The 12,022-nt window shown below is 51.9% G+C and carries 10 protein-coding genes; 5 read left to right on the top strand and 5 right to left on the bottom strand.

Going from position 1 to position 12,022, the window contains the following annotated elements; all coding sequences use genetic code 11:
* Positions 1-21: 21 nt before the first annotated feature.
* Positions 22-1,611, bottom strand: a complete 1,590-nt coding sequence (locus FDX04_RS01400) for an STY4199 family HEPN domain-containing protein (protein WP_137370403.1) — start codon at positions 1,609-1,611, stop codon at positions 22-24.
* Between the two features lie 410 nt (positions 1,612-2,021).
* Between FDX04_RS01400 and FDX04_RS01395 the strand changes: the two genes are divergently transcribed.
* A complete protein-coding gene (locus FDX04_RS01395) occupies positions 2,022-2,372 on the top strand; it encodes a glycoside hydrolase family protein (RefSeq protein ID WP_137361635.1) in 351 nt (116 codons plus the stop codon).
* An 18-nt stretch (positions 2,373-2,390) separates the two neighbouring features.
* Here the strand turns inward: FDX04_RS01395 and FDX04_RS01390 are convergent, their stop codons facing one another.
* Entirely contained in the window at positions 2,391-2,993 is a 603-nt protein-coding gene (locus tag FDX04_RS01390) for a response regulator transcription factor (RefSeq protein WP_137370354.1), read from the bottom strand.
* A 364-nt stretch (positions 2,994-3,357) separates the two neighbouring features.
* The gene (locus FDX04_RS01385) at positions 3,358-4,116 is read right to left on the bottom strand and encodes an SDR family NAD(P)-dependent oxidoreductase (protein WP_137361637.1); all 759 of its coding nucleotides are present in this window, start codon (positions 4,114-4,116) and stop codon (positions 3,358-3,360) included.
* Between the two features lie 119 nt (positions 4,117-4,235).
* On the opposite strand from FDX04_RS01385, the gene FDX04_RS01380 reads away from it, so the two are divergent.
* The 3 genes from FDX04_RS01380 (at position 4,236) to FDX04_RS01370 (ending at position 7,881) form a co-directional block, all read left to right on the top strand.
* Positions 4,236-5,135, top strand: a complete 900-nt coding sequence (locus FDX04_RS01380; protein WP_137361638.1) for a LysR family transcriptional regulator — start codon at positions 4,236-4,238, stop codon at positions 5,133-5,135.
* 47 nt (positions 5,136-5,182) lie between these two features.
* On the top strand, positions 5,183-6,208 hold the full coding sequence (yhjD, locus tag FDX04_RS01375; protein WP_042311750.1) for an inner membrane protein YhjD: 1,026 nt from the start codon (positions 5,183-5,185) through the stop codon (positions 6,206-6,208).
* A gap of 350 nt (positions 6,209-6,558) precedes the next feature.
* On the top strand, positions 6,559-7,881 hold the full coding sequence (locus tag FDX04_RS01370) for an MFS transporter (RefSeq protein ID WP_042311748.1): 1,323 nt from the start codon (positions 6,559-6,561) through the stop codon (positions 7,879-7,881).
* Positions 7,882-7,924: 43 nt separating this feature from the next.
* Here the strand turns inward: FDX04_RS01370 and FDX04_RS01365 are convergent, their stop codons facing one another.
* Entirely contained in the window at positions 7,925-9,985 is a 2,061-nt protein-coding gene (locus tag FDX04_RS01365) for an AsmA family protein (protein ID WP_137361639.1), read from the bottom strand.
* Between the two features lie 77 nt (positions 9,986-10,062).
* On the bottom strand, positions 10,063-10,830 hold the full coding sequence (pdeH, locus tag FDX04_RS01360) for a cyclic-guanylate-specific phosphodiesterase (RefSeq protein ID WP_137361640.1): 768 nt from the start codon (positions 10,828-10,830) through the stop codon (positions 10,063-10,065).
* 229 nt (positions 10,831-11,059) lie between these two features.
* Here pdeH and FDX04_RS01355 point away from each other — a divergent pair, with 229 nt between their 5' ends.
* Entirely contained in the window at positions 11,060-11,989 is a 930-nt protein-coding gene (locus tag FDX04_RS01355) for a sugar kinase (RefSeq protein ID WP_137361641.1), read from the top strand.
* Positions 11,990-12,022 lie beyond the last annotated feature (33 nt).

The following is a 12,022-nucleotide window of genomic DNA, read 5'->3' as shown; positions in this document are numbered from 1 at the left end:
ACGGCCTGACTCCTCAGGCCGTTAGTTAATCGCATCGTAGAGTTCAGTATGAATTTTTTGCCACTTCTTATTCTCCGGGCTGGGTTCTGCACGAGCGCGCAACTGAGCCTGTTCCAGATCATACTGCTGACGCGCGATAACCGCCGGAACCGAACAAAAACTTTGCAGGTAGCTTTTGTGCAAGGAAGTTAGTGACGCCCCATTCGACATGGCATGACTAAGCGTACTCATAAACTGTCTGCAAGGTTTGCTCTCGTTCATCTGTGAAGGATAACGCAGCAGCAGTCGCAACACCTCGGTATTGCCCGCAGCGAATGCTTGTTCCGTCCACGCCAGCTTCCAGTCCATCCCGCCTTGCAGGAACAGTGACGTCACCCGAGTATCGTTGCGATCGATAGCCGCGCGCATGTTAAAAGCATCCCAGGTGATACCCATTCGGGTCACAGATTCCCGTGCGGAAGGTGCATCACGCCGTGGCTCCTCCTGCACGATTTCAACGGCTTGTCCGGATGACGCCTGTGGCGCTGGCGAAGTGAATAACCAGAACGCACCCAGCGAAATTACCAGCACCATCACGCCGACCGCGACCCACAACATGCCGGAAATCAGCTGTTCACGCTCCTCCGCGGTGCGCTTTGCCCGCTTCTCCGGCGGATCAATGCTGTCTGCGATTTCCTGTTTATCGCCCCCCGCCTGCTCATCCTTTTGCTTTGCCATTTCCCAGAACTGACGGACAGTCGACTCATCAGACTCAAGATACGACGCGGGATTAACACGCGTGCGCCGTTCTGCAAATGCCCGTTGTACAGGGTGAGTAATCTGTCGGTACTGACACTCCAGCAGCATCAGTTGTACCGAGGTCAGCGGCTGCTGTGCAATAACGCCGTTACGGGCCAGCCGACAATCATCGAGGAACATACGCAACGTAAGACGGGGTTCGACAAACAGCGTCAGCACCGAGGTGTCGTTAAAAATCTGGGTAAAGTGGCGTACAAACAATTTCTTATCCACGACCATCAGCGCCAGCTCGCTGAACATCATGCCGTCCAGCGCATCCCGACTTTCACCCAGCTTTAACCAGCGACGCAGGCGTTCACCCCCGAAGTGCTGCTTCAGGAAGCTGTTGAGCGGATGTTGATCCGGCCATACTCGTGCGATAAGCGATTTGAGCGTTAACTCTATTGCACGAAGCTGACGCTGCGCGTGGACCTGCGCATCCGGCTCCACACGTTCAATTTCGGTTTGATACTTCAGGATGGGCTGTTGCTGGCGCAACTGTTCCAGAGACGCCACGAAGCGCAGCGCAGAAATCAGCTGGTTTTCACTGACGTCCTGGCCATTTTCATACTGCGGCACGCTCTGCTGCAGATGACGCAGCCTCAATGTGAACTGACTCAACTGTGCGTCATTCATCTGCAACCGTCTGGCGACAGCTCCCCAACCGCCCAGATTCAGCCTGGCCTGGTCAAGCTGCTCGAGGAACCATCGCGGCTCTTTGCCTTCTGCTACATGCACGCCTAACAGCAGCAATATTTCTACCGATGCCTGACGAATGATAGTCAGACAACGTTCAAAGGGGGTACATGTCGCTTGTAACGCGCTATTGGTCATCATCTTCCCTAAAAGGACCCGGAACGTGCGGCCTCACAATGGTATGTCGTTATTTTTTATAAAAGCAGATATGTATCGACGTAGACTAAAATACATTCATATAACAAATAAATCTGTTTTACAGTGACTTCCGCACAATCATTGAAAATTATTCAGGAGGTATGCCCGCGCCTGTATTGAAAACATCGCGCCCGATCTGTCGTCCACTGAGGATGAACGAATACATTCACAAAGATACGCTGCGGGAAGCGGCTGCATCACATATGGCGCGATGACTGAATTTTCGGCCTGTTAAAACGTGAATATCGGCCGCCAATGCCATAAGGCGTTTTGCTGTAAAAACTGGCCACATGGCAACTGGCGTAACAGAGTGGATTTCTTAAAATATATCTCTTTGTTCAGAGAGTATTATGCCGCTCCGTTCGACGCATTTCACACCCGCCTGTGTCGCATTTATTAAGCAATGGCAAGGCCTGTCGCTGGAAAAGTATCAGGATAAAAATGGGGTTTGGGTTATAGGTTACGGGCATGAAATTGCCGCAGACGAAACCTTTGATACCCCCATTACGCTAATGCAGGCAGAATCACTGTTGCTCGCCGATTTGCATCTCTGTGAGGCATTCATACATGAGAAAAAACCGCAAATAAAAGATCGGTTTCAACTGGAAGCATTAATTACGTGGATATTCAGCGTGGGAATAACTCAATTTAGCGCTACAGAAATTTGGCCTGTGGCTATTTCACAGCCAGAAGTGTTCTGACTGTGAAATTTGCGGCCATTAAATGGCGTCGTTTAACATCATTGCCGCCTGCGTACGGTTTTTTACCTCCAGACGCTGATAAAGCGACTCAAGATGGGCTTTTACCGTTCCGGTACTGATATTTAACAGTCGACCAATTTGTTTATTCGATTCGCCCGCGGCCAGCATCGTCAGAATCTCCCGCTGACGCGCACTGAGCGATTTTATATTTTGTCTGCTACTCTCAGTCGCTGTAATACAGTCTCTGGGGATAAACATCATGCCCATCGCGACACTATTGAGCGCCAGTGTGAAGGTTTCCGCGTCAGAGTCACGTGGAACAATGGCCAGCACGTTTAATTGCGTGACCTCCTGTAGCCATCTTTTACGGCAATCCGTTACTGTTACCAGCACTTTTGCCGCCGCATAGCGCTGCGCGATCTGTTGTAGCAAGCTGCGGCAGAACTCAGCATCAAGATCGCCATCCAGCATTACCAGCGCATCAGGGTTGTCTTCCAGCTTCTGCCACAGGTCATCTGCCTGACTGACACCCTGAACATCCACTCCTGGAATACGTTGCTGTAAACTTACATTCATTCCATGAATAAATATTGACTGCCTGTCAAACATTATTAACTGCATTATTTATCTCCGTCTGAATAAGATATTAGCCTTAACGCGCGGAAGGGTATAACCCATAGGGTAAAATAAGAAGTCACCATTTGGCGGAGGGCCATTCTACCGATAACCGCAGAAGAAAGAAGCAGAAATTATGATTAGTTACAGCTCAATCAACAGAATCACACAAAGGAACAAAAATAGCGACACATATTAAGTGAATTCTTATATTCTGACGTTTATATCCATCAAATTAAAATTAATTAAACACAGTCTATATTTGTGGCGAAAAATAAGGAATCCATACTATCAGCCAAATGTGTTACAAAATAAAACATCGCATTAAATGCTTATTCAGCCAATATCTGGCTGAATAAGACACTATGGATTACAGGAACATCCCGCCGGAGACCTCAATACGCTGCGCCGTCATCCAGGCCAGCTCATCGCTGAGCAATGCGGCAATCGCGTCACCGATATCATCCGGCAAACCAACGCGCCCCAACGCCGTTTGCGATGCAATGTACGCATTCAGTTGCGCGTTATCCCGCACATTTCCACCACTAAAATCCGTTTCTATCGCGCCGGGGGCAATAATATTGGCCGTAATTCCGCGCTCTCCCAGCTCTTTTGCCTGATAACGGGTTAACACTTCCATCGCCCCTTTCATGGCCGCGTATGCGCTGTAACCCGGCAATGCAAAGCGCGCGAGCCCGGTTGAAACATTCAGGATCCTGCCGCCTTGATTCATCAGCGGTAAAAGGTTCTGCGTCAGGAAGAATGGACCTTTAAAGTGAATATTCAAAAGTTGATCAAATTGCGCTTCGGTGAACGCCGGATACGGCGCATTAATACCAACCCCGGCATTGTTCAATAAATAATCAAAGGTGTCGCTTTGCCACTGGGCCTGTAAGGTTTCCTGCATCTGTTTTATAAACTGAGGGAATGTTGAAATATCCCCGACATTCAACGGCAATGCCGCGGCTTTACCGCCTGATTGGCGAATTTCATCCACAACCTGCTGCGCTTCTTTTTCATTGCTGTTCCACGTCAGGATGATACCAATTCCTTTGCCCGCCAGCTTAAGCGCCGTGTTTTTACCGAGTCCACGACCGCCGCCGGTCACCAATGCGATACGTTGCGTCATAAGAAACCTCATTTCTTGTGTAGTGAAGATTGAGACAAAGCTTATTAGGTGGTAAAAAAACAATAAATACCGCTAACTACGCATTACTGTTTCGTAAAGAACAACAATAGGGCATGGGAATGGATAAAATTCACGCAATGCAGTTGTTCATCCGCGTCGCAGAACTGGAGAGTTTTTCGCGTGCGGCGGACACCCTTGGACTACCTAAAGGTAGCGTATCGCGACAAATCCAGGCCCTGGAAAATCATCTTGGCACGCAGCTGTTGCACCGCACCACCCGACGCGTCCAGCTCACACAAGACGGCATGATCTATTATGAACGCGCGAAAGATCTGTTAAGTAATCTGGATGAACTGGATGGGCTATTTCATCACGATCCGGCCAGCATCAGCGGCAAGCTGCGCGTGGATATGCCGGTGGGCGTTGCGAGAAATCTGGTGATGCCCCGCCTGACAGCCTTCTTGCATCAATATCCGGGACTTGAACTCGAACTCAGCAGCAGTGACCGTCTGGTGGACTTGATCCGCGAAGGTTTCGACTGCGTGGTACGCGTCGGTACGCTGAAAGATTCAGGGCTGATTGCCCGTCCGCTGGGGAAACTCACGCAGATTAACTGCGCCAGCCCAAAATATCTGGCCCGCTTTGGCTACCCGGAAAGCCTGGAAGATTTAGCCTCGCATGCGGTGGTGCATTACTCAGTGAACCTGGGAACCCGTGCACAAGGTTTCGAAGTGGCGACAGACAACGGTACTCAATGGGTTAAAACCGGCGGCATGCTGACGGTGAACAGCACGGAAACCTATCATGCAGCGTGCCTTGCCGGCCTGGGCATTATTCAGGTGCCACGCGTCGGCGTACGCGACGCCCTGCGCAGCGGTACGCTGGTCGAGGTATTACCGCAGTATCGTGCCGCGCCAATGCCGGTTTCTCTGTTGTATCCGCATCGCCGCAACCTCTCCCGCCGGGTTCATCTGTTTATGGAATGGCTGACCGGCGTAATGAAAGACTATGTTGACTGACAAGCTATACTGTCCTGAGAATGAACAGAACAAGGAATACTGGCCTGATGACGCAGGAAAAAGAGATAAAACGCCCCATTCAGGAACTTGAGCACGCACCGATCCCAAAAATTGAGACCCAGGAGCGTGAAAAAACAGAAACCAACGGTACAACCAACCAGGCATTGCAAACAGCCCTGACCCTCGCCGATAAAATTCAACGTCAGCCCGTCATCGCCCATATGATTCGAGCCGCAGAGCGTTTTAATGACCGCATGGGAAACCAGTTTGGCGCCGCTATCACCTACTTCTCGTTCCTGTCGATGATCCCTATCCTGATGGTGTCATTTGCCGCCGCCGGTTTTATTCTCGCCTCGCACCCTACGCTGTTACAGGATATCTTCGGCAAAATTCTGCTTAATGTCAGCGACCCGACGCTCGCCTCCACGCTGAAAAACACCATTAACACCGCCGTTCAGCAGCGAACCACCGTGGGTCTGGTCGGGCTTGGGATCGCCCTTTATTCCGGGATTAACTGGATGGGCAATCTGAGAGAAGCGATTCGTGCCCAGTCGCGAGATGTCTGGGAGCGTACGCCGCAGGATCAGGAAAAAATTTGGGTAAAATACCTGCGTGATTTTGTCTCATTGATTGGTTTGCTGATTGCGCTGATTGTCACCCTGTCCATTACTTCTATCGCCGGTTCCGCCCAGCAGATGATTATCTCTGCGCTGTATCTCGACGGCATCGAATGGCTGAAGCCCGCCTGGCGCCTGATCGGCCTGACCATCTCTATTTTCGCCAACTATTTACTTTTCTTCTGGATTTTCTGGCGACTGCCACGTCACCGACCACGTAAGAAAGCACTTATTCGCGGTACGTTTATCGCGGCGCTGGGGTTTGAAGTTATCAAAATGATCATGACCTACACGCTGCCATCACTGGTGCAATCGCCGTCAGGCGCGGCGTTTGGTTCCGTACTTGGACTGATGGCGTTCTTCTACTTCTTCGCTCGTCTGACGCTGTTTTGCGCCGCCTGGATAGCCACGGCGGAATACAAAGATGACCCGCGAATGCCGGGAAAAACGCAATAGCCACCGCCGGGTTAGTTGTTAATTGCCGGATGGCGACGCCCCCGTCTTATCCGGCCTACGGGTGAATTTTATATCCCGGATAAGCGCAGCGCCATCCGGCAATTATAATGCCGCCCGCTCTTACTGATTTAGTGAATAAATCCAACCCGTAACTTTTATTTAACCAAAAACCAGTTTTATCATCTAAGTTTTAAATTATGTGAAGCATTTCATGGAAGTGAAATCTCCAGCATAAATATTATTCCCTTTTTGCTCGCTTTTTGATCAATTACAGGGTTTGTTACAGATTGAAATATCGCTTTTGCTGTGCGTAATATGGCCTTTCGTTCGGCCAAAAATAAGAAAATATTATGCAAGCAACAGCCACAACACTCGACAACGAACAGGAACACACCCCGGTCAACTCGCGCAATAAAGTCGTCGTCGCCTCACTCATTGGTACCGCCATTGAGTTCTTCGACTTCTATATCTACGCGACCGCCGCGGTGATCGTGTTCCCCCATATTTTCTTCCCGCAGGGAGATCCGACCGCGGCTACGCTGCAGTCCCTCGCCACCTTCGCTATCGCTTTTGTGGCCCGGCCAATCGGCTCCGCAGTGTTCGGCCATTTCGGCGATCGCGTAGGCCGTAAAGTCACACTGGTTGCTTCACTGCTTACCATGGGGATTTCAACGGTTGTCATTGGCCTGCTGCCGGGCTATGAAACTATCGGCATTTTCGCCCCGTTGCTGCTGGCGCTCGCTCGTTTTGGTCAGGGCTTAGGTCTGGGCGGTGAGTGGGGCGGCGCGGCGTTGCTGGCAACGGAAAACGCGCCGCCGCGTAAACGCGCACTGTACGGGTCATTCCCGCAACTGGGCGCACCTATCGGCTTTTTCTTCGCCAACGGCACCTTCCTGATGCTTTCCTGGCTGCTGACCGATGAACAGTTTATGAGCTGGGGCTGGCGCGTACCGTTCATCTTCTCTGCGGTACTGGTGATCATCGGCCTGTACGTTCGCGTTTCATTGCATGAGTCCCCGGTCTTCGCCAAAGTGGCTGCGGCGAAAAAACAGGTGAAAATCCCGCTGGGTACCTTACTGACAAAACATGTTCGCGTAACGATCCTCGGTACGTTCATCATGCTGGCGACCTATACGCTGTTCTATATCATGACCGTCTATTCAATGACGTTCAGTACAGCCGCTGCGCCTGTAGGGCTTGGCCTGCCGCGTAATGAAGTGTTGTGGATGCTGATGATGGCGGTAATTGGCTTTGGCGTTATGGTGCCTGTAGCGGGGCTGCTGGCCGACGCATTTGGTCGCCGCAAAAGCATGCTCATCATCACCACGCTTATCATTCTGTTTGCGCTGTTTGCCTTTAAACCGCTGCTCGGCTCTGGCAATCCGGCACTGGTGTTCGCTTTCCTGCTGCTGGGTTTAAGTCTGATGGGACTGACATTTGGTCCAATGGGCGCATTGCTGCCGGAGCTGTTCCCAACCGAGGTTCGCTACACGGGCGCCTCATTCTCGTATAACGTTTCGTCGATTCTTGGCGCTTCCGTTGCCCCTTATATTGCCGCATGGCTGCAGGCGAACTACGGTCTGGCAGCGGTAGGTACGTATCTGGCGTCGATGGCGGCGTTAACATTGATCGCGCTGCTGTTAACCCATGAGACCCGTCATCAGTCATTGTGATTCTTTTGCCGGATGCGGTGTAAACACCGCATCCGGCCTGACATCACTTCTTCATTTGCGACAGTATCGTCCGGCACTGATTGGTTTCACCTTCGGAAGGGGAAATTAGCGCCAACAGTGCCGCCGCTGGGGTGACTAACGTGGCTAATGCGGCGGCAACCGCACCACGCGCAATCAATGGCCCAGCTTTTACGCCTGCCTGCGGGTTCTTGAAGGTCCCGCGAACATACAGCGGCGAACGCAGCGTAATAATACGAATACCTTTGCTCTCCGGATCGATGGTTAAATCCAGTTGCTCAGACGCAAAACTCGCGGTCCCGGTCACATTGATCACCGCATTTTCCGTATCAAAAGCAAAGATCTGCGGACGCGCCACGCCGTTAACGATATCCAGATTCGCCGCCGCGCAGTTTACGCGAACCTCGTCGTCACCAAATATCTGACCAACAAGATAGTTACCCAGATTTAACCCCACAATTTCCATCAGATTCCGGCTGATTAAGCCATCGTTCATCAGCAGCTTCAGGTTGCCATTGCTGTTCCCCAACAGCGCGGCCACCGAGTTTCCACTGCCGCTAAATTTAGCGTCACCGTTCATTTCACCGAGCGTTTTCTGCATCAGTTCTACATCCGGCATGAGCTCTTTTAGTTTCAGGCGGCGAGCCTGAAGGTCCGCCTGCCCGCGCATCGGCTTTTTATCCCCTTCCAGATGGATTCTGGAAACAATGCTGCCTCCCGCCAGGCCAAATTTCAGCGGCTGCAGGCGCAGGTCGGCATTTTTCAGGATGATATGGGTGGAGAGATCGCTAATCGGTAGGCTGCTGCCGTGCTCAATGCGTCGACCTTTGAAACGTACGTCAGCATCCATAACATTCCATTTGTCAGTTTCGAAGCGGTCATACGGTAAGACTTTATCGGCAGGCTGGACGCTCTTCTCACCTTTGCGCTGTTCAGATTGTTTGGCCTTTTCCGCGCCTTTACCCGAATCCACACCAATCAGCGGTCCCAAATCAGCCAGTCTCAGCTGGCGTGATTCGACGTCCCCTTCCAGTTTCGGACGCGGCTTACCGGTCGTATAAGTTAGCGTTCCATGAATATCGCTGTCGCCAATGCGACCATTAAAATCGCGGTAATCAAAAACGGAGGATTTTTCCGGATCGATTTTCGCCACCAGATGCCCGTCGGTTTCAAATGGCGGCGTATCCGGGAGCAGCACCCCCGTCAAATCGTACAAATCCCCTAGCGAATCACCTGAGAATTTAAGCCGCAGATCCACGCCGCCCATATTCATCGGGTCATTTACCGTACCGGTAAATGCTACCCGCGTATTGCCCGAACGGAAATCAGCCTGCACCGGGAAAGGGGTTCCTTCACCCCTCAGCGCCAGCATCCCGCCTATTTTTCCGCTACCGCTTAGCGGTTCGTCGTTATAGCGTCCTTTGGCCTGCAAACCAAATACGTAATCCTCAACGCGGGTTTGACTCTCTTTACTTTTTGCGCCCGTCACTTCGCTAAAGGGCAATGGCTTACCCAGCGGATCGACCAGGATCTCAAGCTCCGAGCGGGTCACCTTATCGTTAATAGCGATGCGTCCTTGATCGAAGAGAATATTATCCAGCCGGAAAGACCACGCGGATGGTGGCGCATTCGGATCACGGTTTTCGTCTTCTGCGAGGGTAAAGGTCCAGTTATTGTTTTTCTCCGACAGACGGATAAGGCGCGCATCAGGCTTTACCAGCTTGACCCACGGTAGCCAGACGGTTTTTGTCAGTAATGCCAGTGGCGCGAGCGTGGCTTCCACGCGGGGAAGATGCACCATGGTGACGTCGGGAATCTCTGGCGGGTTGCCAAGGATAATATCCTCGGCATGAACGTGCGGCCACGGAACCCAGCTACGCCAGCCGGTTTCCTGCTTCTGGCGCTCCCAAACCACCCCCAGATCGCCCCGTATGGCGAAGGGCCGGTTGAGTTCTGTAGAGACTTTCTGGTTGATGGTCGGTTTGAGCCGGTTCCAGTCAAATGTCGCAATCACAATGATGAGTACGACGATCAACAACAAGAAAACCCCTATTACTGATGCGGTTATTTTGCCTGCTTTTGTCATAGTTAGCGTCCTCACTTCCTTCCTTGCCTGTCCTAAAGATAGTCCAGCAGGGCAAAATGAGGGACGTTACATCCGAATCAAAGCGACAGAATCACCTCTTCGAGGGTGTCCAGAGGTACTGGACGAGAAAGAAAATAGCCTTGCGCCGCGAAAGCCGGTGAGTTTTGCACATCACGCCACTCTTCAAGTGTTTCAACACCTTCAACAATCACCCCGCGGCAATAGCGGTTCATCAGCTGTAACAGCAGCGTGAAGAGATTGCGGCCTTCCGGCGTCTGGCGCAGCATGACAAACAGATCCCGCGCCACTTTAATATAGTCGTAACTCACTTCGCTCAGGGCCGAGAAGTTCGCCATTCCGGTACCAAAATCATCCAGCCAGAGGGGACCAAACTCGCACATCGAGGCGAAAGACGATCCCTTCGGCAGGCGGATATGCTCCACCAGTTCAAAGCGCAGCCAGGGCAGGCATTCGATGATTTTCAGGATTTCAGGATCCTGGCGCATTGCAATCAGCGTTGGGCCATCGACATTCACTGATGCCAGCAGGTTATTGGCTCTGAAAAAGTCACCTTTCAGCTCAAGCTGCAGAAGCTGCTCTTTTACCACCTCTATACGGTGTCGGACGGCCACTTCAGCAAAATAGCGATCTGGCGCAATACGTTGGGCAGGGTTATCAGGATGGCTCACGACGGTCAACAGTTCAACGGCCATCAGCCGTCCATCGGTCTGGTAAATCGGCTGATAGGTGTAAGCACGCTCGCACTGCAGCCAATAGCGTCTCGCCTGCAAGCTTTCGATACTCGCATCGGGCGTAATGAGCTGCTGGGTAACCTGCTTTATCATCAAAGATGTCCTGTAAATAAGAGTGTGACTGACCGGACTCGTCAAAGGTTATCGGCGCTCGGGCGCAGAACTTTACGTTCCGCCGCAGGCAAAATAAAAACTAAGCGGCAAAAACAGCGCAGAACACGTGCTGGCTCAAAAAAATAATGGAACGTTGTTTTAATATAGTTGACCACTTAACACCCACAGCGCACACTAACGCTAATTTTTTTCAGAGCAGGTTACGACTATGTCCAGAAAGATTGCCGTGATTGGCGAATGCATGATTGAGCTGTCACAGAAAGGCGCTGACGTTCAGCGCGGATTCGGTGGCGACACGTTGAATACATCCGTTTATATCGCCCGCCAGGTCGATGCGGCGGCACTTTCCGTACACTATGTGACTGCACTGGGTACTGACAGTTTCAGCCAACAAATGCTGGACTCCTGGCAGAGTGAAAATGTTGATACCTCATTAACCCAGCGTATGGAAAACCGCCTTCCGGGACTCTACTACATTGAGACCGATAGCACCGGCGAGCGTACCTTCTATTACTGGCGTAATGAAGCCGCAGCAAAATTCTGGCTGGAGAGCGAACAGTCCGCCGCTATTTGCGAAGAGCTGGCGACGTTTGACTATTTGTATCTGAGCGGAATCAGCCTGGCGATTTTAAGCCCGGCCAGCCGTGACAAACTGCTGTCGTTACTGCGTGAATGCCGCGCTAACGGTGGAAAAGTTATTTTTGACAATAACTACCGCCCACGCCTGTGGAGCAGCAAAGAAGAAACGCAGCAGGTTTATCAGCAGATGCTGGAATGCACCAATATCGCGTTCCTGACGCTGGATGATGAGGACGCGTTGTGGGGTGAAAGACCTGTAGCCGAGGTAATTGCCCGTACGCACGCGGCTGGCGTCCAGGAAGTGGTAGTGAAGCGCGGCGCAGACTCTTGCCTGGTTTCTATCGAGGGCGAAGCGCTAATCGACGTCCCGGCCGTTAAATTGCCGAAAGAGAAAGTGATCGATACCACCGCTGCGGGAGATTCCTTCAGCGCCGGGTATCTGGCGGTACGTCTGACTGGTGGCGATGCCGCCGATGCCGCAAAACGCGGTCACCTGACGGCAAGCACGGTGATTCAGCATCGCGGGGCGATTATCCCACGCGACGCTATGCCGCAATAACGTGTTGTTCTTGTAGGCCGGGCAAGCGAAGCG

Source organism: Citrobacter sp. wls615 (assembly GCF_005281355.1).
In the GTDB taxonomy this organism is placed as follows: Bacteria; Pseudomonadota; Gammaproteobacteria; order Enterobacterales; family Enterobacteriaceae; genus Citrobacter; species Citrobacter werkmanii.
This window is presented reverse-complemented; position numbering and strand designations above follow the sequence as displayed.